A 23,676-nucleotide genomic window follows, 5' to 3' on the forward strand; every position below is an offset into this window, starting at 1 on the left:
AAAAGAGATAACTAATTGATTTATAAAGTTAATAACAAATAAAAAAGTATTCAATTATTAGGAATACAACATAGAAGAATATGAAGAAGTTAATAATGGGGTTGTTGCTGATGATTGCAGCAGTGAGTGCATCCGCACAGTTGAAGTATGTGCCCGGTTCTTTCCGTTGCTTGAGCTTTCAGGCAAAAAACGGGGATATGGGTAAAGGAGATGTAACCTATGAGTATCTAAAGGCTCAATGGCCGATGGACGACAACGGCTCTCCGGCTGCCCTGCTCATTGTGAAATTCCGCAATATGCTCCCTGAAGAGAGCCGGAAATTTGTCACCTACTTCAGTGCAGGATGCAATAAAGCTGCGGAGGAATTTCCTGCGGCAGACAAACATCCCGAAGCCTATTGGCTATACGTCACAGCCGGCGATCTGATTGAAATCACTTTCAACAATCCCGGGCATGGTGCCTGCAAAGTAGGACCTTTCAAATTGGAAGAGAAGAAGATATACGAGATTGTGTTAGAGAATGAAAAGATGCAGGACATCTCATTCAATAGTATACCCGGAGGGGCTACGGTGATGCTCGATGGCGAATATGTGGGAGTAACCCCCTGCGAAAAGAAACAAGCGACTTATGGAAAACACACAGTAACGTTAACGCTGGATGGGTTGACAAAAGAAGAAGAGATCAATGTTTCCGACGAACGTGCTTATTTTGATTACGATATGCGTAAAACACACTCTATGAGCCTAAGCAGTGAACTGGAAGGAACTTTGCTTGAAGTAGATGGCAAGCCTTATGGAAGATTACCGCGTGCCAGTGTCATTCTTTCCTACGGACCGCATACACTGGTAGCTGTACAAGGAAATATCCGGGATACGTTGCAACTGAATGTTAACGAGCATAGCCGTATGTCTCATAATTTCTCCATGAAAGAGAAGAAAGCGGTAGCTATCTTTGCCAAATATGGTGGAGAAAATGTAGAAGCAGACATCGACATTAATAACGAACGGCTGGATAACTGCAAAACCCCTTATACGGTGAATCTTCCTTATGGAATGCACGATATTAGTGTGTCTTATATGGGGCGGTCTAATAGTAAGAGGTTTAAAGTAGGAGATAGGACATCTTCTATCTGCTCTATTGAATTGCCTGATGGAGTGACAAAAGCAAAGAGAAGTAAAGAGCTGCATACAGCGGATAGTTCTTTGGGGCAAAAACACTATTGGAATAATGTAGATAGAAAGTGGGTTATAGGAATATCGGCAGCGGCCGTATATAAGAATTTAGTCGATTTTAGTACAATAGGGTGTCAGGTTGGTGTACGGGCACGAACGAACTTTGGTAAATCAAAATTAGGACTATATACTGGTGCCTTTTATGAATACTCTACAGGAGTTAATCTTATGTCGGGTGAAGCAGACCAACATGCCTTTTATGTTCCTGCTCATTTGAACTGGCGCGCCAGTAAAATCTTTAACCTTTCGGCAGGAATAGGGCTTAATTATGATGAAATGAGTTTCACAAGTGGTTACTCTGGTGGCTCCACAGGGAGCCTTGATTACTATTGTGGTCAATTGTCATTGCTTGGAGAGGTCGGTTGCAATGTGCAGCTGAAAAAGTTCCTACTTGAATTCCAATGCTCTTATGGAGGAAATGTTGTAGTAATCGAAGGTGACGGAGGTAGCCTGTTAAAACTCTCTTTAGGACTTTCTTATGCATTCTAAATAGCGAATTGTTGCAACTTTGTACCTATGTTATTTGTTATTACTGTGAATTGGTTCGCCATAGAGGAAGTAGAGAGCACAGAACTTTAATTGTTTTTAAATCAATCAGATAATAACTCTGTGCCCTTTGCGTCCTCTGTGGTGAACCGATTCACAGTATTATCAACTAAGTCCTAACATTCGCTTTCCACTGATAGTCGTTATTGTCGTTTAGCATAACTTCCGGTGTGGAAAGCACAAATAGAAACAAGTATGAAAACCATTTCTTCCCTCATCGTAGCTCTTGTACTTTCAATCGCTGCCGCTGCGCAGAGCAACTCTTTCTATGACTTCGCCGTAACCACTATTGATGGTAAACCCTATAATCTCTCTCAACTGAAAGGGAAAAAAGTTCTGGTCGTAAATGTTGCTTCAAAGTGTGGACTCACCCCGCAATATGCAGAGCTACAGGAGTTATACGATCAATATAAAGACGATGGCTTTGTTATCATCGGCTTTCCTGCCAATAACTTTATGGGGCAGGAACCGGGAACTAATGAAGAGATTGCTACATTCTGTACGCTGAACTATGATGTCACCTTTCCGATGATGGCGAAGATCTCAGTGAAAGGTAAAAACATAGCTCCCCTCTATCAATGGTTGACAGAAAAGAAACTGAACGGAGTGCAAGACGCCCCCGTGCAATGGAATTTTCAGAAGTTTATGATTGATGAGAACGGAAATTGGGTAGGAATGGTGCCTCCTAAAAAAAGTCCGTTCTCAGAAACTATCGTTCAGTGGATAGAAAAGAAATAACGATCATAACTTGTCGAAAGAGACGCGCTTGAATTCTCCTTCAAAGTTAGGAGTAAATATCCCTTTTCCTATATGCTCTTTTATCTCTTCTAAGGTCCAGAAGCGTCCGCCATCCAGCTCATCGCTGGGGTGGATGTCTCCGTCGTATACCGTTTTGTACACAAAAACCAGTTCGCGTTCGCGGGCGGATTCAAAAACATAACAGGTCAGGTGTTCCGGTATAAAATCTGTAATGCCTAACTCTTCCCGAACCTCGCGTTTCAGCGCTATTTCTACGCTTTCGCCCAAATCTACATGGCCACCTACGGCCGTATCCCACTTGCCCGGTTGGATATCCTTCCATTTGGGGCGTTTCTGTAAGTACAAATCTCCTTTACTATTGAATACGTGCAGGTGCACTACCGGATGAAGCAGTTTACTTCCACTGTGGCACTCGCCGCGGGTAGCGGCTCCGGTGATATTTCCTTCCTCATCAACGATGGGAAACATCTCTTCATTATTATCGTTTTGCATGATTAAATGAATTAACTTTTTCAGGGTATCAGTAACGATGAATCTCCGTAACTAAGGAAACGGAAGTCATGATCCAGGGCATAGTCATAAATCGTCCGCCAGTTTCCTTTTACAAAAGCCGAAACCAACAACAACAGTGTGCTTTGTGGTTGGTGGAAGTTGGTGACCATTGCTTTTACTATCTTATAGTTGTATCCGGGTGCAATAATGATTTGAGTACTGGTGTGCAGAGCTTCCATACCGTTGCGATCTAAATATCCTAAAATCTTTTGCAGGGCAACTGTTGACGGAATCTCATCATACTTTTCATAAGGTTGCCACTGTCGCACGTGCAGTTCTTCTTCCGTAGCTCGTGGGTTGGCAGCCAATGTCACTCCGATGTGGTATAGACTTTCTAAAGTTCGCACAGAAGTGGTTCCTACAGCGATGGCACAACCGTTATGATCGATAAGTTTTTTGATGGTTGAGCGTGACACGGATATGTATTCCGTATGCATCTCGTGCCCCTCGATTTCTTCACTTTTCACCGGCTTGAAAGTCCCGGCACCCACATGCAATGTCAGTTCTTCAAGGTCTATACCCTTTTCGCAAAGGGCATCCAGTACCCGCGGTGTGAAGTGGAGCCCGGCTGTTGGGGCGGCCACAGAACCTTTAATCTTTGAATATACCGTTTGGTAAGTCTCTTTATCACTCTCCTGTGTCTCTCTGTTCAGATATGGGGGGATCGGTAATTCTCCGAACACTTCCAGAATATCAGCAAAAGTAACTTCCGGATTGTCCCATGAGAAGTCTATCCAATGGCTTGTACCATGACATTCGCCACGTGTAGCGGTAAGCATAAGTGTATGTCCTTTTACAGTCATTTCCCGACGTAATGCACCCTCTTTCCATTTCTTCAGATTACCAATCATGCAGAGCCATGCGGCATGCCGGGTCTGCTGGAAGTTTAATACGTAGTCATTCGGCTGGATCGGTTCAAGGCAAAATACTTCTATCAGTGCTCCTGTTTCTTTACGAAAATGCAGGCGGGCCTGGATGACTTTCGTATTATTGAATATCATCAGGCTACCTTCTGTCAGATATTCAGGAAGGGATGTAAAGACATCTTCTGTAACCTCGCCACGACGGTAGACAAGTAGCTTGGATTGATCGCGCACCGGGAGAGGGAATTTGGCAATACGTTCATCCGGCAAGGGATAGTTGTATTCGCTAATACGGATATGTTTTGGGTTTTCTTTCATCTTTTCTTTCATTGCGACCGCAAAAGTAACTATATTTGCCCTAATTTGTAGATTGTAAATGGTAAATTGTAAATATAAAGATGAAAATAGGTGATAAAGTACGTTTCCTCAGCGAAGTAGGCGGAGGAATTGTGAAAGGTTTCCAGGGAAAAGACATCGTTTTGGTAGAAGATGCAGACGGGTTTGATATCCCGATGCCGATGCGTGAATGTGTGGTGATTGATACGGACGATTATAATATGAAAAGAAAAGCAGCTCCTGCTCCCTCAAAAGCCGAAGAACCGGCTAAGCCAATGAAACCGGAGATGCCCGCGGTGCAACGTCAACCCGAAACGCGTGGTGGTGATATGCTTAATGTGATGCTGGCTTTTGTGCCCGAAGATGTGAAAGCTATCAGCAGTACTTCTTTTGAGGCTTATCTGGTGAATGATAGCAATTACTATCTCTATTATACATACCTCAGTGCCGAAGGAAAGGCATGGAAAGTTCGTTCACACGGGTTAGTAGATCCTAATACAAAGCTCTTTCTGGAAGATTTTGCTAAAGATGTGTTGAATGAGATGGAACGTGTTGCCGTACAATTCATTGCTTTTAAAGATGGTAAGACTTTTGCAATGAAACCCGCCGTTAGTGTGGAATTACGTATTGATACGGTGAAATTCTATAAACTGCATACTTTCCGCGAGTCAGATTTCTTTGAAGAACCGGCTCTGGTGTATGATATCGTAACGAATGATGTGCCTGTCAAACAGGTCTATGTTTCTGCAGAAGATATTCAAGTGGCTTTATTGCAGAAAAAAGAGGTGGAGAAACCCAGATCACAACCGATAGTCAAACGTAGCAGCTCGAATGGTATTATAGAAATAGATCTCCATATTAATGAATTGTTGGATGATGCACATGGTATGAGTAACAGTGAAATCTTGAATTATCAGCTGGATAAATTCCGTGAGGTAATGGAGAAGTATAAGGGTAAACGCGAACAGAAAATCGTTTTCATTCACGGTAAGGGTGATGGAGTGCTCCGGAAAGCTTTGCTTGACGAATTGAAACGTAAATACAGTACCTGCCGTTATCAGGATGCTTCCTTTCAGGAATATGGTTTCGGGGCGACATTGGTGACTATCCGGTGATGAAGGTAACAGCACCTGAAGATAGATAAAAAAAAGAGTGCCGACAGATAAAACTGTTGACACTCTTTTTACATTTATATAATAATCATTTTACTTGTTCAGCTCGATACCTTTATTTTTCAAGGTAATGTTCAGTAATGCTGCATATTTGCTATACTGTTCATTTGTGAGCGTTCTTTTCATCAATTTCAAGTTTCCGTAAATTGCATTGTGCAATTTTGCTTCCTTATTCTTTTTAGCTGAGGCAGCCCGGCTCATTTGTTCTGTGAAATATTCACAGATATTAGAGACCTCTTCGCTCTGCATTGAATTCAGATTCAAATATTGACTTAACTTATTTACATTGATGTTACCTTCCCATTTTGCAGTAGTAGGTTGGTTTCCTGCTGCAAAAGTAGTCGCAGCCAGGCAGAGTACTGCCACTAATGTTAATCCTAATCTTTTCATAATACCTACTTTTTAATTGTTATACCTAAAAACTAATCCTAAAACTAAATCTAATACCTATTGAAAACCGACTTAAGCGCTTAGTCTTTCTTTTTACCTATGCAAATATAAGGATATGTTTTAGAACATAAAAGAAGTTGAGGAGTAAAGTATGCTATATAACATCATTTCTTGATGTAGATCAAGAATATGCTAATAAAAAGAGTGAAATAGAGGAGATTTTGTAATCTAATTGTAATATGTTTGCCTACACGGAACAGAATAATGTTACGAGAAAGGGCACGCTGAAGTCTACTATAAAACCATGAAATATGGAAACGATCACAAATTCTTTTCCGCAGCAGCGGGTTATGATCGGAAGGGTAGTATCCATTGTCGTGGCACCACCTGCAGAAATGGGTGCGAGGCGTCCAAAGTATCTGACTAATAATGGGGCACAAAGCAGAGCGATAATTTCGCGTATGATGTTTGATAAGAGTGCGATAGTACCTAACTCCGGGCCTTTATATTCAGTGATAAAGATACTGGAAAGAGAGTAATAACCAAATCCTGCACCTACTGCCATACAATCGGCCGGTGAACGATGGCTCAGGAACAGACTGACTACAGCACAGCCAGCTAATGTTCCTAATATGGTCATGATGGGAAGAAACACCAGTCGTGGGTTGAGCGAACGGAAGCTTTTCAGTGTATTAGGATCATTGCCAATGCTGACGCCTACACAAAACATGAGTGCGCACAAGGCGTAATAACTTAGTTTGCTATGTATGAAATCAGATGGAATCAGGTGGTATAAGCCACAAAGGGTGCCCACAACGAAGAATGAGACTATGATGAGACTACCTTTCATTGTTTTATCTCCTTTCTATACCTTATATATATAAAGTACCACAATACCCATGCCGCCAATACACTTCCTGCAACAGCACCCAGTGTGATAATGATGGCTTCCAGCCCGATGGTATGCAATCCTTTGATGATGGTTTCATTTCCTCCTACATCAATGCCCAGTAGAAAAAGCAGTAACCATATCAATAGTGTGATAACTTTATGAATCCATGAAAGCTTTTTACTGCGTAGCAGATAGCCGGTGAGCATCCCGGTGAGCATTATTCCTATGATAGTGAACATATCTTTTACATTATTAGGCTGCAAAGATACTATTTTCTCAGGATGCAGCCAGTATCAGGTTTAATTCCTGACAGATATTTTCTACTATTTCTTTGGTTGCTATTGAAAGACATTCGGTCATGGTACGCAGACAAATTTCGTTGGCCTGAACGGAATTTTCGTATCCACGGTCGGGGGCTTGTTGCTGGTAATGGACGGTATAGGTTTTGTCCAGCAGGCAATCGTCTCCTCTTGATAAACGTACAACAATGGATAAGTCGGTATTGGCATCATTGGCACGATGATTGGGGAAAGTGATGTATTCACCACCGAACCACAGGTAACTGCTTTCTTTCAGTTTTACTCCGGAGTAGGTTTCATTATGAAGTATTTTCACTTTCAGGCTTAATGCAGAGTCGGGTAGGGCAGTTGGAATACTGTCTCCTAATAGCTCTCTGGGCATTCGGCGTGCATTTTTCCTGACGGGGCGCACAGGAGATGGTTTCAGGATGAAATCGGGAGTATTACATTCGGTCAGCAAAGCTTCGGTGAGAAATTCACGATAAGTTTGTGTCAGCGAGCCTTCACCCAGGCGGACGTTGAAGCGGTTGGTTTCGTAGATATAGAGGAGTAGAGGAACGGCAAATCCTCCTCTTTTTTTCACTGTGGTATAGTAGTCCAGATTGGAGTAGTCAATAAAGTCCAGATATACGGTTCGTTTGGCTTCTCCCTGATAAGCGGGGGAGGTAAGTTCGTAAAACAGATCGGACTTCATTGGGTTTATCTCCTTCTGCATGCTCCGGCTACTACGGCAGGAACAGAGGAGAAGGCTGGTCAGGAGTAATAGATAGATGGTTTTCATGGCTTTTAATAAGGATTATATTGGTCATATTCTTCGTCGGATATGTTGATTTTTACACTTGTTTCTGTACTGATACTTACAATGCCAAGCCCTCCATGAACATTGCTGGCAAAAGTGACAGGTTCCATGGTTACGTCATCTGCAAAGTCCGATTCGCTAAGATTCAGTGCTTTTAAATACTGGAAATCCGTTTCACTGATACTAAGTATCCGGACGTAAGTATCTAGTGTTCTCCGCGTGACATCGTGGGATTCAAAGAGATAGGGCCAGCTATCTGAGCCGGATGGATACACCGTCATTGTGTACGACTGTCCGGAGAAGCGGCTGTCATCGAATACTCCATATATGTTCTGGGCTTGTTCAAACATGCCGTTTTCATCATCTTCAGAGGTGGTGGGATGTCCGTCTGTCAAGACTACATCTTCACGAGGGAGCATTCGGAAATTTTGTTGTGTAAGTACTGTATCTTTTAGTGCCAGGCTGCCGCTTATTGTACCCCGTCTGTACATGGTTGCATACAGTGTGTAACGACGTTCCAGAACGAGACGATAGTAGTTCTTTTCGTCCGGACGGTCTGAGAAGGTGATACGGTAGCGAAGCAACCGGTTGTAATAGTTGCCATATTCACAGACAAGAGCAGTAGCGGTATCTACTTTTTCTATAGGCATTGGTGGTTGCGGCACTACTACTTCTGCCCAGGCATGAAATTCTCCGTCTCCGGTGCGGGCATCAATACGTACTTTGTCTCCCGGATGAAATTTGGTGGTGATGAGGAAACGTTTCTGTAAGGATACAAAATCTCCGGTGGGGATAGGTATTGCTTTGGGTGTTTCCACCAATACATCGTTTACCCGCACTTCTACACTGGCATTGGTGACGTCGCTTATAACATATTGCCCTGTTTTATTCAGGTAGAGTATGTTGTTTGTGCTGTCGGCATTGATCAATGCGTTCATTATCAGTTTGGGTGGACGGGCGGCTTTATTGAAGTCTATTTCGTTTTCGCAACTGCAGATGAATATTATTAGCATAAGAAGTGGAAGTATGTATCTTGTTGTCATAATGCTCAAAATTTATAGGTGTAAGTTACTGAAGGAACACAGGGTAATAACGTTAATTTGGTGATCTTTCGTTTGGCTGGTATGTATTGAAGATATACCTTTCCATCTTCCTGGTTTTTGATATAAGAGGTATATCCTCCGGAGTTATTACTGTATATCATTGTTGGATTCATGGCATTGTAAGCGTTGTAAAGGCTTATATTCCAGGTGCGTACTCCATGTTTGGTCTTTTTGTTGAAGTTTACTCCTATGTTCAACCGGTGGCTGGCAGGCAATCTGTAGTTATTGCGTTTCTCTATGTAATCTTTTTGTTGTATGGCATCCTCTCCCGGGCGGATGATGGCAGTAACTTCTTCGGCAATCGTAGCTGTGCCTCCTGTAGAGAATATCCATGAAGCGCCTATATCAATCCGGTTGTTGAACTTATGATTTACCACCAGGCTCAGGTTGTGGCGGCGGTCGTATTTATAGGGAAACCGTTCTCCGTTGTTGATACCTCCTACGGCAAACTTCCGGTCACTTTTGGCAAGTGTGTAGGCTATCCAGCCGGTTGTTTTTCCAGTAGTTTTCTGTGCCATGAACTCTATTCCCATGGAACGTCCTTTACCCATCTCTACTTTGTTTTCCCATCCGGAAGAAGAGCCAAGGAAACTGACTCCTTCTTTGTATTCCAGTACGTTACGCATCTGTTTATAATATCCTTCTACAGAAAATTCCCAGCCTGGAAGTCCCGTGTAGTAGCTTCCCAATGAATATTGGTGGGCTTGCATCGGTTTTATTTTGCTGGTTACAGGCACCCAAAGATCTGTGGGCATAGAGATGGGAGTGGAGGAGAGCAGATGTATGTATTGGCTCATTTTTGTATAAGAAGCTTTTAGGGCGGTATGTCTGGTCAGCTGATACCGGGCTGAAACACGTGGTTGAGCCGAGAAATAGTTTCTCTTCTGTACCCGGAACATCGATAAGTGCAGCCCTACATTCATACGTAGCCGTGAACCTATGTCGAAATTATCTTCTATATAAGCGGATACTTCGTGTGCCTGGATTGTACTGTTGGAGATACTGTTGTAGAGGGTATCCTGTTTGGTTATTCCATCTTCCTTTTCCTGTATTTTGGAGGTAGCTACTTCCGGGCGGAAATCGTGATGGAGATACCCTGCGCCAAATTTGATATGATGGGCAGGCGTGGGGTTATAGTCGAAATCTATCAGATAACTCCAGTCGCAGATGCCCGAGTGGTAGTTGGAGTGGTAATTACTCTCACTTGTGCTTTCAATGAGATCTGTTTTTGTGTATACTGTAGAGTTAGCATCCATCCGGTACTTGTTGTAAGCTACGGTGGTGTTACTGAATAGTTTCTGGTTGAATATATAGTTCCAGCGGGCGGTAGCGATAGTGTTTCCCCAGTTGAGTGACATCTTGTCTTTGTACATTGATGAAGAAGAATCCGTTGTTTTAAAATAATAACTGTCCTTTCCGTTGTAGAAGTTCAGAAACAGGCGGCTTCTGTCTGAGAACCGGTGGTTGATTTTAGCATTTATATCGTAGAAGTAATAGCTTATTTTATCATCTTTCGGCATGAAAGGTTTCGCTATCAGATCTATATAAGAACGGCGTGCCGAAATATTAAAGGATGTTTTGTCCCGGATGATTGGCCCTTCCAACTGGATTTTGCTGGAAAGAAGTCCTACACTGAGCGTACCGTGATATTTCTTCATATCTCCGTCATTGCTACGCACATCTACCACTGACGAAAGCCGCCCACCGAAGCGGGCGGGAAAGGAACTCTTGAAAAGTGTTACTTTTTTCACTGCTTCCGGCGTAAAAACAGAGAAGAAACCGAACAGGTGGTCTACATTGTATACCGGTACACCGTCCAGCAGGATAAGATTCTGGTCCGGGCCGCCGCCACGTACATACAGTCCGGCAGATCCTTCTACACCTGCCTGTACGCCAGGCATCAGTTGAATGGTTTTCATCACATCGGCCTCTCCCAGAATACTGGGAGTATTCTTGATTTGTGCAATAGGTATTTCCTGGGCTCCCATTTGCGTGGCGGTTATGCCTGCTTCTGCTTTGTCGGATACAATGACCACCTCTTCCAGCTGGTTGTTGTCTTGCATGAGAACGTTGATCAGAGTGTCTTTACTCAATTCGAGTTTGTACTGTCGGGTGGTGTATCCCAGATACGAAAAACTTAGTTCTGTCTCTCCTGCGGGTAAAGTGATACTATAAAAACCGTAAGGATTGGTAGTAGTGCCTCGTTGTTGACGACTCTCAAGGATGTTAGCACCAATCAGCGTCTCGGAGGACGCTCCGTCTGTCACATATCCGCTGATAGTGAACTTGCGGCTTACCGGTTTTTGTTTTTTCTTTTGCAAAAGGATGTGCCGTCCGGTTATCTGGTATTTTACGGGTTCATTGGCAAAGGCCAGATCGAGTATCTCCGGTATTGTTTTTTGTTTGACATCGAGTGTGATGCGGTGGTTAATCTTCACTTCTTCTCCATAAATGAAAGAGAAACCGGTAGAGTTTTCTATTCGTTTGACGAACTCTTCCAGTGTGGCATTGCGAATGCTGAACGAAAGTTTTGTTTCAGCTTTCTGTGCCTGTGTCTGTAATGCGAAAAGGAGCACTCCGCCTATCAGCATCAGGCTTCTTATAAGAGATATATGTATATGTTTCATGATTGATCAGTTTTGAATGTATTTCACCACAGAGTAACACAGAGTTCCACCGAGTTTAAATCTTTGATGAAACGCGGATGATCGCAGATAAACGCAGATTAAAAGACTGTGGATCTTTATTATCTATTTGTTTCCCTTTGCGAAAATCTGCGTTCATCTGCGTTTTAATAAATCATCGCTTGTCGCACCTCCCCGTGCGGGAAGCACTCCAGCTATTGCTTTGCATTGATAATTATACCTTTATCGTTTCGTTTGTACTCAAAATCTCTTCCTTGCTGTAGCAGATACAGGATTTCTTCGAGGCTTTCTCCGTTGCTGAATCGTGCTGTAAGGTGGTAGTTGTACAATGCTTCATTTTCAATTTTTATTTCTACTCCGAATGAATTACTGAGTTCCCGGACGATTTGTTGTAGAGGCAGATGGTTGAAAATGAATGATCCGCTTCGCCAGGCTATTTCTTCGGCAGCATTTTGGGGTGTTGCAAGGGTCAGACTTCCGTTTTCCTTATTATATATAGCACTTTCATTAGGGTGTAATATAATACGTTCCGGGTTGTTGGCAATGGTTACAGCTACAGACCCTTCAAACAGAGTTGTTTTTACTTCCGGATCATTGGGGTAGGATTCTATGTTGAAGTGAGTACCCAACACCTGCACTCTGATGGCTTCGGCCCGTACGATGAACGGATGTTTTGCATTCTTGCTTACCTCAAAATAGCCTTCGCCATTTAGCGTTACCTCGCGTCGTTTTCCGCGAAAACGTTCCGGATAGGTCAGTGAAGAGAAGTGGTTGAGCGTCACCTTCGTTCCGTCCGGGAGCTGTATGCTCCTGCATTCGGCAAAAGTGGAGACGGTTTGCATGTCCACCGGACCCATATAGTCATATGCCAGCCAGCTCATCACGCAAAGTAAGATAACTGCTGCCGCTGCTGAGAATATTCGCATGCCCCTCATCCCGAAGGTGCGTTTATTAAGGGCAGGCAGCCGTCTTTCCAACAATTTGTAACTCTCTTCTGCCGAAAACCGTCCTCTTGGAGAACGGGTAGAGGCTATGAGCTTTTCGAGTATTTTCTCTGCTTCTGTTTCTGTATATTTCATTCTGTTTTTGAAGATTAAATATCGCCTGGCGCACCTCCCCGTGCGGGAAGTACCTTTATTTGGGCATCAGTTCAATAGCCAGTTTGGATGTTTGCCCACCTTTCCACAGTGGTGTACAGCTTATCTGGATGACTTGCCCTCTTATGGCCTTCTTCGGAGAGAGTACGATGGTTGTCTTTGCTTCTTTCTTCCCGGCTTTTATAGTCAGCCGGTCGTTGGTCAGCTTATAAATCGTACCTATCCCTGGTATGTTGGACTGGTGAATGTTTAGTTTAACTTCTCTGTCTTCTTTCTTTTTGTCAACGGCAATTACTTTTACTTCCAACGTTTCTTCCTGATTGGCCGGGTCGTAATAGTAGGTTTGTGTTGAGCGCTCAAACCCTACATAGTTTGTAGGATAGTCTTTTTTCTTGTTGTCGCATGCCAGCAACAAGAGGCTTGCCAACAGTGTCATGGCTGCCTGAGAATAGAATCTTTTCATACGTCAGTCTATTTTTGATTAAAAACATTATTCACTCATAAAGACAGGCGTCTTTGACGGATTCCCTATGCCGTTCTGGTAAATAAATGTTAATCTATCTCGGCACGTATGATCATCTCTTTCAGGCGTCCGGTTGCTTTCTGTAGCTGGGCGTCTACAGTTTTGGTGCTGATGCCCAATTCTTCTGCCACCTGAGCATAACTTTGTTTCTCTTCGCGTATGCGTATAAACACTTCCCGGCAACGTTGAGGCAGGCGGTCCAGTGCTTTCACATAACGGGCAAAAAGCTCTTCGCTGATCAATTCTTCTTCTGGCGAACGGGAAGAGTCCTCTGTTTCATCGGGTAGTTCATGGCTTGTGAGGGTATCCCGTCTCATCTCCTTCTCCAGATAATTGAGGGATGCATTTTTGACAAGTATAAAGCTATAGTCTTCAATGTTTCTCACTTCAGGGAGTGTGCTACGTTGCTCCCAAAGTTTTAGAAACACATCGAGCACAATCTCCTGTGCCCACTCTTCCCGTTTCACATAATAATAGGCAATGCGGAACAGGCGGTCGTACGTCAGGTCATAAAAACGGCGGAAGGCAGTTTGAGAACTCCATTCCTTCATCTGCCGTAGTAGTTTTCGTACTTCTGATTCGGTCATGGTGAAAGTCTTTGTGTTATTCTTCTACTTTAAGTAAGTCGCTCATGATACTGTCGGATATAAATATCCCTTTGCGGGTGAGGCGTAGATTGCCTTCCCTTTCTTCCAGCATGCCGTTTTTAATAGAAGGGGCGGCCATGCTGAGGCAATATTGCCACAGTTCTGTACCGAACTCTTCTTTTAACTTTGTCAGTGAAAGCCCCTGGCTGGTACGTATGGAAGTGATGATACATTCATTGTATCGTGTGGTAGTATCCAGAATCTCTGTTTCGCAAGCCCGTTCTCCGCTTTCAATTCCCTGGAGATATTTATTGAGGGAAGCTATGTTCCATTCTCGTTCACGACGGTTGAATGAGTGCGCCGAAGGGCCGCAACCCAGATAAGGAATTCCCTGCCAATACGAGGTGTTGTGCCGTGAAGGGTATCCCGGGCGGCAGAAGTTGGATATCTCATAATGTTTATACCCGGCTGCCGTGAGCCGGTCAATGAGGCTGGAGAAGAAGTATACGCTGCTTTCCTCATCTACTTCGCTGACGCGGTGTTGTTGCAACATCTTATATATAGGTGTACCCTCTTCATAGATCAGGTGGTAGGCAGAGATATGTTCCGGGTTCAGTGCGATAGCCTGTGTCAGATCGTGTTCCCAGCGTTCTGCCGTTTCTCCGGGCAGTCCGTAGATGAGGTCGATGCTGATATTCCGGAATCCTGCTTCCCGGCAGCGCTCTATGGCAGTGATTGCTTGTGCCGCTGTGTGCCGGCGGTTGAGCAAGCGCAGGGTCGCTTCGTCAAAAGTCTGTAACCCCATACTGATACGGTTGAAAGGCAACTTGGTAAGCGTTTGCACATATTGCGGAGTGAGATCGTCCGGATTGGCCTCTAAAGTGATTTCTTGCACCTGCTTTATTCCGTAAGTTTTTTCAATGGTGTCAAAAACTTGTTGAAAATCTTCTCCGGAAAGCTGCGATGGAGTACCGCCTCCAAAGTAGATTGTCTCTATGGGTTCCCCTTGCAGGTATTGCCGGCGTATCTCCAATTCGCGGCAAAGGGCGTGGATGTATCTCTCTTTGAGTTCACTGTGTGTGGTGGAGTAGAAATCACAGTAGATACAACGGGTTTTACAAAAAGGAATATGAATGTAGATACCTGCCATAGTCTGGTTATGTTGTTTAGTCCGCAAAAGTAAGATTTTAGGTTCATAAAGTGGTTATTGTGTGTGAGGATTTAACTATTTACTATACCTGTTAGTGGAATTGATTCAAATCAGATCCGATATGAATCAGTTCACCACAGAGGACACGGAGGGCTCAGAGATATTATTTTCTCTGATGAAACGCGGATGATCGCAGATGAACGCAGATTAAAAAACTGTAGTTCTTTATTTTATCGTTATTTCCCTTTGCGAAAATCTGCGTTCATCTGCGTTTCAATAAAGATTTAAAACTCTGTGCCCTCTGTGTCCTCTGTGGTGAAATACATTCAAAACCGTACAGTGACGAAGATTATGACCCTATCTTTTCGATGGCGGAAGTACCTGTAGACGGCATCGATCCCCTTGTTCGGTGTTGTACTTTGTCTTTCTCAGAAAGGAATGTTCCTTTCCCCGGTGTGCAGACCTGTACTCTATTACCTTTTGCTTTCTTTGCCATAATCAGTTTTCTCCTCTACGTTTAGCCAATCACTTTATTGTTTTAGATGTACATGTAAAGCAGCATGAGATGCACATGTCGTGTTGTCCCACATGCACATGTCGTACTGCTTTACATGTACATCTAAAACAATGTTACACACCGGGGCTTCATACGTTACTCTACGAGATAGAACTTTATCAATACCGGAGAAAGAGACTGATAGCAATGACAAACACCATTAAGTTCAAAACTGAATAGCAATGAGCAAAACTCACTACAGAGTTTCACAGAGCATTATTTATCTAATAAAACGCGGATTAACACAAATAAACACAGATTAAAAGATTGTAGTTTTTTATCTTATATTTGTTTCCCTTTGCGAAAATTTGCGTTAATCTGCGTTTCAATAAAGATTTAAACTCTGTGGAACTCCGTGTTACTCTGTGGTGAAATACACCCAAATCCATACAGAAAGGAATCAAACTTTTCCCCAGGTATTATTATCTGTATTTTAATAATTACCCATCGCCTGTCGCACCTCCCCGTGCGGGAAGCACTCGGCTCCGGGAAGGAGGCTGTTCCCCGGAGCCGAGGAAGATGATTTACACAATGTGTTGCATAACATTGTTTAGTAACACTGTGTCCTTTGTTGCTTTTCCCCTTATTAATTCCTAATTTGCGACACTTAAATAAATGGTATGCGAGAACATACTGAGTAATTCATTTAAATCTTATTGATTATGAAGGTATATCAGACGAACGAAATTAAGAACATAGCCCTCTTGGGAAGTTCTGGATCTGGGAAAACCACTCTCGTGGAAGCAATGCTTTTCGAGAGTGGTGTTATAAAACGTCGCGGAACTATTGCCGCCAAAAATACAGTTAGTGACTATTTCCCCGTTGAACAAGAGTATGGCTACTCCGTTTTCTCCACCGTATTCCATGTAGAATGGAACAATAAAAAGCTGAATATGATAGACTGTCCGGGCTCGGACGACTTTGTAGGAGGCACAGTTACCGCACTGAATGTGACCGACACCGCAATAATTCTTCTCAATGGCCAATACGGCGTTGAAGTTGGTACACAGAATCATTTCCGCTACACCGAAAAACTGAATAAACCCGTCATTTTCCTTGTCAACCAGCTTGATAATGATAAATGCGATTATGATAATATCCTCGAACAATTAAAAGAAGCTTATGGCTCAAAAGTTGTTCCTATCCAGTATCCGATAAATACAGGTCCCGAGTTTAATTCGCTGATCGACGTCCTGTTGATGAAAAAGTACTCCTGGAAACCTGAAGGAGGAGCCCCTATCATCGAAGATATTCCTGCCGAAGAAATGGATAAGGCTATGGAATGGCATAAGGCACTTGTAGAGGCTGCTGCTGAAAATGACGAAGAACTCATGGAAAAGTTCTTTGAGCAAGACTCGCTGACAGAAGACGAAATGCGCGATGGTATCCGCAAAGGACTTGCCGCCCGTGGAATGTTCCCCGTATTTTGTGTATGTGCAGGCAAAGACATGGGAGTACGCCGCCTGATGGAGTTCTTAGGCAACGTTGTTCCCTTTGTTTCTCAAATGCCAAAAGTGACCAATACAGCCGGAAAAGAAATAGCTCCTGATGTAAATGCCCCTACTTCCCTTTATTTCTTCAAAACAAGCGTTGAACCCCATATCGGTGAAGTATCCTACTTTAAAGTTATGAGTGGAAAAGTGCACGAAGGTGACGATTTGCTTAATGCCGACCGTGGCTCAAAAGAGCGTATGGCACAACTTTACGTAGTGGCCGGCTCCAATCGTGTCAAAGTGGAAGAACTTTGCGCAGGTGATATTGGCGCTACTGTAAAACTGAAAGACGTAAAAACAGGCAATACTCTGAATGGAAAAGACTGTGATAATAAATTTAACTTTATTAAGTATCCCAATTCAAAATACTCGCGTGCCATTAAACCTGTCAATGAAGCAGATGTAGAAAAGATGATGAGCATCTTGAACCGTATGCGTGAAGAAGATCCGACGTGGGTTATTGAACAGTCTAAAGAATTGAAACAGACACTGGTGCATGGACAGGGAGAATTCCACCTCCGTACTTTGAAGTGGCGTCTGGAAAACAATGAAAAGCTACAGGTGAAATACGAGGAACCGAAAATCCCGTACCGTGAAACAATCACAAAAGCTTCCCGTGCCGACTATCGCCATAAGAAACAATCGGGTGGAGCCGGACAGTTCGGTGAAGTACACCTCATTGTCGAACCCTATAAAGAAGGCATGCCCGTGCCCGATACCTATAAGTTTAACGGACAGGAGTTCAAGATTAATGTGAAAGGAACAGAAGAAGTTCCATTGGAATGGGGAGGAAAATTGGTATTTGTTAACAGTATCGTAGGTGGTTCTATTGATACACGCTTCCTGCCTGCTATTCTGAAAGGTATCATGTCTCGGATGGAACAAGGTCCGTTGACGGGGTCTTATGCCCGTGATGTACGCGTTATTGTCTATGACGGAAAAATGCACCCGGTAGACTCCAATGAAATCTCCTTCATGCTGGCAGGGCGTAATGCTTTCAGCGAAGCCTTCAAGAATGCCGGTCCGAAGATTCTGGAACCCATCTATGACGTAGAGGTATTTGTACCGTCGGATAAGATGGGCGATGTGATGGGGGATCTTCAAGGACGTCGTGCCATGATTATGGGTATGAATAGCGAGAAAGGATTTGAAAAACTAATTGCTAAAGTACCTCTTAAAGAAATGTCTTCTTATTCAACAGCGCTTAGCTCACTCACCGGAGGGCGTGCTTCGTTCATTATGAAATTCGCAAGTTATGAACTTGTGCCTTCTGATGTACAGGATAAGTTAATAAAAGACTTCGAAGCCAAACAGGTGGAGGAGTAATTATTCGTTTATAATGCTTTAGCCGTCCTTCTTTCGCTCGAAAGGGGGGCGGCTTTTTTGCTTAACAATGATTAAGAAAAGTAGAAATTCCTAAGAGAAAGATTTAATTTTTTATTAAATTTGCAAACCAAAGGATATATTGTTTTGTTATAGTCGTCAGAACATGAGCTAAATACTGCCTTTCGGTTAATTTACGAGAATGGACGATTAAAATAGGTTAATGTGTTAGGTATGTTAATTAGGGAGTGTTAATTTTGTTGCTATGAAAAAGTCAACAATCTGGATATTAGGTATTGTAATGGGTCTTTCCTTCCTCGGATTACTTTACTTACAGGTAAGTTATATAGAGGCAATGGTGAAGATGCGCAAAGAACAATTTGATAACTCTGTGCGTAATAGCTTGTATCAGGTATCAAAAGATGTGGAATTTGCAGAAACCGACCGTTGGCTGAGGGAAGATATTACTGAAGCGGAACGGAAAGCGCTGACCGCTTCCTCTTCTATGCAAGGGGATGATTTGGTTCAGCAAACACAGCGATTTACGGTGAAATCACCGGATGGAAGAATAATGACGGACTTTGAATTAAAAGTAATGACTAACAAACCGTCAGAGTTGCCCAAGATGATGATTTCGCGCAGACATGGTGGAAATACGATTCCGAAAACATCGAAATCTTTGCTCGATGCGGTGAAGAATCGGTATATGTATCAGCGGGTCCTGCTCGATGAAGTTGCACTGCAAATGGTTTACCGCGCCAGTGACAAGTCGATAGGCGAACGCGTAAGATTTAAAGATCTGGACGACTACCTGAAGTCGGCACTCCTTAATAATGGAATAGAGTTGCCATACCACTTTACGGTGATCGATAAAGACGGGCGGGAAGTATACCGCTGTGCGGACTACGAAGGGAAAGGAAATGAAGATTCATATACTCAGCCGCTTTTCCAGAATGACCCGCCGGCCAAAATGAGTATTGTAAAGATACACTTCCCCGGGAAAAAGGATTATATCTTTGATTCGGTGAGTTTTATGATCCCGTCAATGATATTCACTTTAGTACTGTTGATAACGTTTATCTTTACTATATATATAGTATTCCGTCAGAAGAAGCTGACAGAGATGAAGAATGACTTTATCAATAATATGACGCATGAGTTCAAGACACCGATATCAACCATTTCGCTGGCGGCACAGATGTTGAAGGACCCTGCGGTGGGTAAGTCGCCACAGATGTTCCAGCATATATCGGGAGTGATCAATGATGAAACGAAGCGACTCCGCTTTCAGGTAGAGAAGGTGCTTCAGATGTCAATGTTCGACCGGCAAAAGGCGACACTCAAGATGAAGGAGATTGATGCTAACGAACTGATAACAGGGGTGATTAATACGTTCACTTTGAAAGTAGAACGATATAATGGTAAGATTACATCGAACCTTGAGGCTACCGATCCTGTTATATTTGCAGATGAAATGCATCTCACGAATGTGATCTTCAATCTGATGGACAATGCGGTGAAATATAAGAAACCGGAAGAGGAACTGTTACTGAATGTCAAAACCTGGAATGAACCGGGTAAGTTGATGATTTCTATACAGGACAACGGTATTGGTATAAAGAAAGAAAACCTTAAAAAGGTGTTCGATAAGTTCTATCGCGTGCATACAGGTAATCTGCACGATGTAAAGGGCTTCGGATTGGGATTGGCCTATGTGAAGAAGATTATTCAGGACCATAAAGGAACCATTCGGGCAGAGAGCGAATTGAATGTAGGAACTAAATTTATAATTGCATTACCTTTATTAAAAAATGATTGATATGGACGAGAAACTGCGTATTTTATTGTGCGAAGATGATGAAAATCTTGGCATGCTTTTAAGAGAATATTTACAGGCAAAAGGTTATTCTGCTGAGTTGTATCCCGATGGGGAAGCTGGTTATAAGGCTTTCTTGAAGAATAAATATGACTTGTGCGTGTTTGACGTAATGATGCCTAAAAAAGACGGATTTACTTTGGCACAGGATGTTCGTGCTGCTAATGCCGAAATTCCTATTATCTTCCTGACTGCAAAAACACTGAAAGAAGATATTCTGGAAGGATTTAAAATTGGTGCGGATGATTATATCACCAAGCCGTTTAGTATGGAAGAACTTACTTTCAGAATCGAAGCTATTCTGAGACGCGTACGCGGAAAGAAAAATAAGGAAAGTAACATCTATAAGATTGGTAAGTTTACCTTTGATACTCAGAAGCAGATTCTTGCTTCAGAAGGAAAGCAGACGAAACTGACTACCAAAGAATCTGAGTTACTTGGTTTGCTTTGTGCACATGCTAACGAAATTTTGCAACGTGACTTCGCTTTAAAGACTATCTGGATTGATGACAACTATTTCAATGCGCGTAGTATGGATGTGTACATCACTAAATTGCGTAAACACCTGAAAGAAGATGACTCTATTGAGATTATCAACATTCATGGAAAAGGATACAAATTAATTACTCCCGAAGTTGAAAACTAAGAAGAAGAGGAGAAACGAAACTAAAAAAGGTCCGGAAATATTCATTTCCGGACCTTTTTTTAATTCCATTAAAATATTAATCTGCTATTTTCTTATTGATGACAATATAAGAAACAAGACCCAGTACTACTAAAAGTACAGAAGTTCCCAAAATAGTATTGTTATTTACATTACCAGTCAGGGAGCAGGCGATCAGAATGATTACTCCGACCAAAATTAATATTAATCCTAAATTCTTTAATAAGACTTTCATGTGTGTGTATTTTAATAGATTATTTTATTCATGGTCACAAATTAAAGCATAATTCTTTAACGGGCGAAATTATTTATGCAAAAAAACTATTAATCAGCGTAAATAGTCTGTTTTTACATACTTACCGGTGCTTAATCTTTTGTATTGAAGAATATTTTTCTCAAGACCTCCTGGCTCACACTTAATTCTTCCACACTGATGCCTTTTAGGGCTTCCATAAGGGTACGATTGGCTATAATGCGTGCTTCTTCTTCCAGCTCCTTGCCGGTTTTGGTTAAGTGGATGAGATTGGTACGGCGGTCTTTTTTGTCCGAAATGCGGACAACCAGATGTTGACGTTCCATATTATCTATCAATCGGGTCATACTGGGTTTATCTTTAAAAGTTGCATTACACAACTCTTGTTGTGTAACTCCGTCTTTTTCCCAAAGAAAAATGAGTACGGTCCATTGTTCAGGACTGATTTCCAAACCGCCCTGACGGAAGTTACGATACAGTTTCCGGTTTATAGCCGCGGAAACTTTGCCATTAAGAATGGCAAAAATAAGCCGGATGTCAAAGTTAAATTGTTCTATCATGAAATTATTGTTTCAACAACTTTGCAAAGGTATAGCTCTTCTGTGTAAATTCCTATCTTGTGATACAAAAAAAGATTAAAAGTTTGTAGTTCACAATAAAATGCCTAACTTTGCACCCGCATTTTTAAATCAAATAATTTATTTATTTAATTAAACGAGTATGAATCAATACGAAACCGTTTTCATTTTAACTCCCGTTTTATCTGATGTTCAGATGAAGGAAGCGGTAGAAAAATTCAAAGGTATCCTCCAGGCTGAGGGTGCTGAGATTATCAATGAAGAGAACTGGGGACTGAAGAAGTTGGCTTATCCTATCCAGAAGAAGTCTACAGGTTTCTATCAACTAATCGAGTTCAACGCAGATCCGACTGTCATTGACAAGTTGGAGTTGAATTTCCGTCGTGACGAACGTGTTATCCGTTTCTTGACTTTCAAGATGGATAAGTACGCTGCAGAATATGCTGCAAAAAGAAGAAGTGTTAAATCAAGCAAAAAGGAGGATTAATCATGGCACAACAAGTTCAATCAGAAATCAGATATTTGACTCCGCCTTCAGTAGACGTTAAGAAGAAAAAATACTGCCGTTTCAAAAAGAGTGGTATTCGTTATATCGACTACAAAGATCCTGAATTCTTGAAGAAATTCTTGAATGAACAGGGTAAAATCCTTCCGCGCCGTATCACAGGTACTTCTTTGAAGTTCCAACGTCGTATTGCGCAGGCTGTGAAGAGAGCACGTCACCTGGCATTATTGCCTTATGTAACTGACATGATGAAATAAGAAGGAGGAAAAGTATGGAAATTATATTGAAAGAAGACGTAGTAAACTTGGGTTATAAGAATGACATCGTAACTGTTAAGTCTGGTTATGGTCGTAACTATTTGATCCCGACTGGAAAAGCTATCATCGCTTCTCCTTCTGCAAAGAAAATGTTGGCTGAAGACTTGAAACAGCGTGCTCATAAACTTGAGAAAATCAAGAAAGATGCTGAAGCAATTGCTGCTAAATTGGAGGGTGTTTCTCTGACTATTGCAACTAAAGTTAGCTCTACGGGAACTATTTTCGGTTCTGTAAGTAACATTCAGATTGCTGAAGCACTGGCAAAGTTAGGCCACGAAATCGACAGAAAGATAATCGTAGTAAAAGATGCAGTAAAAGAAGTTGGTTCTTATAAGGCTATCGTAAAACTGCATAAGGAAGTTTCTGTAGAAATTCCTTTTGAAGTGGTTGCTGAATAAGATTTGGAACTTACTAAATATAAAGAAGCCTGATCTCGAAAGAGATTGGGCTTTTTTTATGTGCCAAGGTCAGGGGGAGGGGAGCTTGCTTAAAAGATAACTATCTCTTTTGAAGATTTGTAGGATGAGGTGGAAGAAAAGTCTTGTTTAACTGTAATTGGTTGATATTCAATTTGGAAATAATCTAATGTATCCGATATAAAGAATAGTATTTAATAGAGTGTTAAATAGGTACTTTTATGTTCCAGATAAACGTATTCTTGAGTATGTAAAGTACGTACTTTTATAATAAAGAATTTCTGTATTTCAGATATCTGTTAATAGTGTTAATTGGAAATATTCAATATGGGGTATATATCGAGTACCTGCTAAGTGTATTTTTTTTTATGTTGGGCGGAAAGGGGGAGGTTAAGGCACAAAAAAAAGTCTGTTCGTGTTTTACACGCCAGACTTTCAATTCTCTCAGAGCTAAAATTATTCAGCTACTACAGTTTCTGTTACTGTTACGCTATCAACAGTTACTGTATCCATTGCCGCTGCTGCTTCAGCTGCTGCTGCTTCTACTGCTGCGATTGAGTCAGCGATACGGATAGAATCTGCTTCTGCTTTTGCTGCTTCAGCTGCTTTGTTTCCACAAGATGCGAATGATACTGCTGCGATAGCTGCGAATACTAAAACTAATTTTTTCATTTTCTTTGCTTTTAAAATCTGTAATACAATCAATTGCTTATTAAAACGCTGCAAAGATATGTACTTTTAGAATACGTT

General features: G+C 42.1%; 25 protein-coding genes. 9 read left to right on the forward strand and 16 right to left on the reverse strand.

Annotated features, from left to right (window positions below; all coding sequences use genetic code 11):
• Positions 1-80 precede the first annotated feature (80 nt).
• Complete coding sequence (locus tag HCG69_RS07255; RefSeq protein ID WP_221649499.1) at positions 81-1,721, forward strand: PEGA domain-containing protein; 1,641 nt, start codon at positions 81-83, stop codon at positions 1,719-1,721.
• A 252-nt stretch (positions 1,722-1,973) separates the two neighbouring features.
• A complete protein-coding gene (locus HCG69_RS07260) occupies positions 1,974-2,516 on the forward strand; it encodes a glutathione peroxidase (protein WP_025868051.1) in 543 nt (180 codons plus the stop codon).
• A 3-nt stretch (positions 2,517-2,519) separates the two neighbouring features.
• Here HCG69_RS07260 and HCG69_RS07265 read toward each other — a convergent pair whose 3' ends face one another.
• Both HCG69_RS07265 and HCG69_RS07270 read right to left on the reverse strand, forming a co-directional pair.
• The gene (locus HCG69_RS07265) at positions 2,520-3,029 is read right to left on the reverse strand and encodes an NUDIX domain-containing protein (protein ID WP_221649500.1); all 510 of its coding nucleotides are present in this window, start codon (positions 3,027-3,029) and stop codon (positions 2,520-2,522) included.
• Between the two features lie 20 nt (positions 3,030-3,049).
• Positions 3,050-4,270: an S-adenosylmethionine:tRNA ribosyltransferase-isomerase gene (locus tag HCG69_RS07270; RefSeq protein ID WP_221649501.1), complete on the reverse strand. Its 1,221-nt coding sequence runs from the start codon at positions 4,268-4,270 to the stop codon at positions 3,050-3,052.
• Positions 4,271-4,350: 80 nt separating this feature from the next.
• On the opposite strand from HCG69_RS07270, the gene HCG69_RS07275 reads away from it, so the two are divergent.
• A complete protein-coding gene (locus tag HCG69_RS07275) occupies positions 4,351-5,403 on the forward strand; it encodes a DUF2027 domain-containing protein (protein ID WP_221649502.1) in 1,053 nt (350 codons plus the stop codon).
• 90 nt (positions 5,404-5,493) lie between these two features.
• On the opposite strand, the gene HCG69_RS07280 is transcribed toward HCG69_RS07275, so the two are convergent.
• From HCG69_RS07280 to HCG69_RS20645, 11 genes are all read right to left on the reverse strand, one after another.
• Positions 5,494-5,850, reverse strand: coding sequence for a hypothetical protein (locus tag HCG69_RS07280; protein ID WP_221649503.1), 357 nt, complete (start codon positions 5,848-5,850; stop codon positions 5,494-5,496).
• 247 nt (positions 5,851-6,097) lie between these two features.
• A complete protein-coding gene (locus HCG69_RS07285) occupies positions 6,098-6,700 on the reverse strand; it encodes a lysine exporter LysO family protein (protein ID WP_221649504.1) in 603 nt (200 codons plus the stop codon).
• Entirely contained in the window at positions 6,697-6,981 is a 285-nt protein-coding gene (locus tag HCG69_RS07290; protein ID WP_221649505.1) for a LysO family transporter, read from the reverse strand. The genes HCG69_RS07285 and HCG69_RS07290 overlap by 4 nt, the downstream gene beginning before the upstream one ends.
• 37 nt (positions 6,982-7,018) lie before the next feature.
• Positions 7,019-7,822 carry a hypothetical protein gene (locus HCG69_RS07295; RefSeq protein WP_221649506.1) on the reverse strand — a complete coding sequence of 268 codons (804 nt, stop codon included), beginning with the start codon at positions 7,820-7,822 and terminating at the stop codon, positions 7,019-7,021.
• Positions 7,823-7,827: 5 nt separating this feature from the next.
• Positions 7,828-8,883 carry a DUF4249 domain-containing protein gene (locus tag HCG69_RS07300; RefSeq protein ID WP_221649507.1) on the reverse strand — a complete coding sequence of 352 codons (1,056 nt, stop codon included), beginning with the start codon at positions 8,881-8,883 and terminating at the stop codon, positions 7,828-7,830.
• Positions 8,884-8,888: 5 nt separating this feature from the next.
• Positions 8,889-11,570 carry a TonB-dependent receptor gene (locus HCG69_RS07305; RefSeq protein ID WP_221649508.1) on the reverse strand — a complete coding sequence of 894 codons (2,682 nt, stop codon included), beginning with the start codon at positions 11,568-11,570 and terminating at the stop codon, positions 8,889-8,891.
• 212 nt (positions 11,571-11,782) lie between these two features.
• Positions 11,783-12,667: a FecR family protein gene (locus tag HCG69_RS07310; RefSeq protein ID WP_221649509.1), complete on the reverse strand. Its 885-nt coding sequence runs from the start codon at positions 12,665-12,667 to the stop codon at positions 11,783-11,785.
• Positions 12,668-12,722: 55 nt separating this feature from the next.
• Positions 12,723-13,148, reverse strand: coding sequence for a hypothetical protein (locus HCG69_RS07315; RefSeq protein WP_221649510.1), 426 nt, complete (start codon positions 13,146-13,148; stop codon positions 12,723-12,725).
• Positions 13,149-13,237: 89 nt separating this feature from the next.
• Positions 13,238-13,795 carry an RNA polymerase sigma-70 factor gene (locus HCG69_RS07320; protein ID WP_221649511.1) on the reverse strand — a complete coding sequence of 186 codons (558 nt, stop codon included), beginning with the start codon at positions 13,793-13,795 and terminating at the stop codon, positions 13,238-13,240.
• Between the two features lie 16 nt (positions 13,796-13,811).
• Positions 13,812-14,945, reverse strand: coding sequence for a radical SAM family heme chaperone HemW (hemW, locus tag HCG69_RS07325; RefSeq protein ID WP_221649613.1), 1,134 nt, complete (start codon positions 14,943-14,945; stop codon positions 13,812-13,814).
• 349 nt (positions 14,946-15,294) lie between these two features.
• Complete coding sequence (locus HCG69_RS20645) at positions 15,295-15,441, reverse strand: hypothetical protein (RefSeq protein ID WP_255585506.1); 147 nt, start codon at positions 15,439-15,441, stop codon at positions 15,295-15,297.
• Positions 15,442-16,163: 722 nt separating this feature from the next.
• Here HCG69_RS20645 and HCG69_RS07335 point away from each other — a divergent pair.
• From HCG69_RS07335 to HCG69_RS07345, 3 genes are all read left to right on the forward strand, one after another.
• Complete coding sequence (locus HCG69_RS07335) at positions 16,164-18,320, forward strand: translation factor GTPase family protein (protein ID WP_007486948.1); 2,157 nt, start codon at positions 16,164-16,166, stop codon at positions 18,318-18,320.
• A gap of 262 nt (positions 18,321-18,582) precedes the next feature.
• A complete protein-coding gene (locus HCG69_RS07340; protein ID WP_221649512.1) occupies positions 18,583-20,136 on the forward strand; it encodes a sensor histidine kinase KdpD in 1,554 nt (517 codons plus the stop codon).
• A gap of 1 nt (position 20,137) precedes the next feature.
• A complete protein-coding gene (locus HCG69_RS07345) occupies positions 20,138-20,839 on the forward strand; it encodes a response regulator transcription factor (RefSeq protein ID WP_002562540.1) in 702 nt (233 codons plus the stop codon).
• A gap of 76 nt (positions 20,840-20,915) precedes the next feature.
• On the opposite strand, the gene HCG69_RS07350 is transcribed toward HCG69_RS07345, so the two are convergent.
• Positions 20,916-21,092 carry a hypothetical protein gene (locus HCG69_RS07350; protein ID WP_221649513.1) on the reverse strand — a complete coding sequence of 59 codons (177 nt, stop codon included), beginning with the start codon at positions 21,090-21,092 and terminating at the stop codon, positions 20,916-20,918.
• Between the two features lie 131 nt (positions 21,093-21,223).
• Entirely contained in the window at positions 21,224-21,670 is a 447-nt protein-coding gene (locus HCG69_RS07355) for a MarR family winged helix-turn-helix transcriptional regulator (protein WP_221649514.1), read from the reverse strand.
• Positions 21,671-21,830: 160 nt separating this feature from the next.
• On the opposite strand from HCG69_RS07355, the gene rpsF reads away from it, so the two are divergent.
• From rpsF to rplI, 3 genes are read left to right on the forward strand one after another with little or no spacing between them, the layout of a single operon-like run.
• A complete protein-coding gene (gene rpsF / locus HCG69_RS07360) occupies positions 21,831-22,175 on the forward strand; it encodes a 30S ribosomal protein S6 (RefSeq protein WP_002562537.1) in 345 nt (114 codons plus the stop codon).
• Positions 22,176-22,177: 2 nt separating this feature from the next.
• The gene (gene rpsR / locus HCG69_RS07365) at positions 22,178-22,450 is read left to right on the forward strand and encodes a 30S ribosomal protein S18 (RefSeq protein ID WP_002562536.1); all 273 of its coding nucleotides are present in this window, start codon (positions 22,178-22,180) and stop codon (positions 22,448-22,450) included.
• Positions 22,451-22,464: 14 nt separating this feature from the next.
• Positions 22,465-22,908 carry a 50S ribosomal protein L9 gene (rplI, locus tag HCG69_RS07370; protein ID WP_221649515.1) on the forward strand — a complete coding sequence of 148 codons (444 nt, stop codon included), beginning with the start codon at positions 22,465-22,467 and terminating at the stop codon, positions 22,906-22,908.
• A 474-nt stretch (positions 22,909-23,382) separates the two neighbouring features.
• On the opposite strand, the gene HCG69_RS07375 is transcribed toward rplI, so the two are convergent.
• Positions 23,383-23,598 (reverse strand): hypothetical protein, encoded by a 216-nt coding sequence (locus HCG69_RS07375; protein ID WP_002562533.1) that lies wholly within the window; start codon positions 23,596-23,598, stop codon positions 23,383-23,385.
• Positions 23,599-23,676 lie beyond the last annotated feature (78 nt).

The organism is Bacteroides sp. K03 (assembly GCF_019734355.1).
GTDB lineage: Bacteria > Bacteroidota > Bacteroidia > Bacteroidales > Bacteroidaceae > Bacteroides > Bacteroides nordii.

Coding starts and splice junctions, on each gene's coding strand:
- HCG69_RS07255 (WP_221649499.1), top strand. CDS start 81: ATGAAGAAGTTAATAATGGGGTTGTTGCTGATGATTGCAGCAGTGAGT.
- HCG69_RS07260 (WP_025868051.1), top strand. CDS start 1,974: ATGAAAACCATTTCTTCCCTCATCGTAGCTCTTGTACTTTCAATCGCT.
- HCG69_RS07265 (WP_221649500.1), bottom strand. CDS start 3,029: ATGCAAAACGATAATAATGAAGAGATGTTTCCCATCGTTGATGAGGAA.
- HCG69_RS07270 (WP_221649501.1), bottom strand. CDS start 4,270: ATGAAAGAAAACCCAAAACATATCCGTATTAGCGAATACAACTATCCC.
- HCG69_RS07275 (WP_221649502.1), top strand. CDS start 4,351: ATGAAAATAGGTGATAAAGTACGTTTCCTCAGCGAAGTAGGCGGAGGA.
- HCG69_RS07280 (WP_221649503.1), bottom strand. CDS start 5,850: ATGAAAAGATTAGGATTAACATTAGTGGCAGTACTCTGCCTGGCTGCG.
- HCG69_RS07285 (WP_221649504.1), bottom strand. CDS start 6,700: ATGAAAGGTAGTCTCATCATAGTCTCATTCTTCGTTGTGGGCACCCTT.
- HCG69_RS07290 (WP_221649505.1), bottom strand. CDS start 6,981: ATGTTCACTATCATAGGAATAATGCTCACCGGGATGCTCACCGGCTAT.
- HCG69_RS07295 (WP_221649506.1), bottom strand. CDS start 7,822: ATGAAAACCATCTATCTATTACTCCTGACCAGCCTTCTCCTCTGTTCC.
- HCG69_RS07300 (WP_221649507.1), bottom strand. CDS start 8,883: ATGACAACAAGATACATACTTCCACTTCTTATGCTAATAATATTCATC.
- HCG69_RS07305 (WP_221649508.1), bottom strand. CDS start 11,570: ATGAAACATATACATATATCTCTTATAAGAAGCCTGATGCTGATAGGC.
- HCG69_RS07310 (WP_221649509.1), bottom strand. CDS start 12,667: ATGAAATATACAGAAACAGAAGCAGAGAAAATACTCGAAAAGCTCATA.
- HCG69_RS07315 (WP_221649510.1), bottom strand. CDS start 13,148: ATGAAAAGATTCTATTCTCAGGCAGCCATGACACTGTTGGCAAGCCTC.
- HCG69_RS07320 (WP_221649511.1), bottom strand. CDS start 13,795: ATGACCGAATCAGAAGTACGAAAACTACTACGGCAGATGAAGGAATGG.
- hemW (WP_221649613.1), bottom strand. CDS start 14,945: ATGGCAGGTATCTACATTCATATTCCTTTTTGTAAAACCCGTTGTATC.
- HCG69_RS20645 (WP_255585506.1), bottom strand. CDS start 15,441: ATGGCAAAGAAAGCAAAAGGTAATAGAGTACAGGTCTGCACACCGGGG.
- HCG69_RS07335 (WP_007486948.1), top strand. CDS start 16,164: ATGAAGGTATATCAGACGAACGAAATTAAGAACATAGCCCTCTTGGGA.
- HCG69_RS07340 (WP_221649512.1), top strand. CDS start 18,583: ATGAAAAAGTCAACAATCTGGATATTAGGTATTGTAATGGGTCTTTCC.
- HCG69_RS07345 (WP_002562540.1), top strand. CDS start 20,138: ATGGACGAGAAACTGCGTATTTTATTGTGCGAAGATGATGAAAATCTT.
- HCG69_RS07350 (WP_221649513.1), bottom strand. CDS start 21,092: ATGAAAGTCTTATTAAAGAATTTAGGATTAATATTAATTTTGGTCGGA.
- HCG69_RS07355 (WP_221649514.1), bottom strand. CDS start 21,670: ATGATAGAACAATTTAACTTTGACATCCGGCTTATTTTTGCCATTCTT.
- rpsF (WP_002562537.1), top strand. CDS start 21,831: ATGAATCAATACGAAACCGTTTTCATTTTAACTCCCGTTTTATCTGAT.
- rpsR (WP_002562536.1), top strand. CDS start 22,178: ATGGCACAACAAGTTCAATCAGAAATCAGATATTTGACTCCGCCTTCA.
- rplI (WP_221649515.1), top strand. CDS start 22,465: ATGGAAATTATATTGAAAGAAGACGTAGTAAACTTGGGTTATAAGAAT.
- HCG69_RS07375 (WP_002562533.1), bottom strand. CDS start 23,598: ATGAAAAAATTAGTTTTAGTATTCGCAGCTATCGCAGCAGTATCATTC.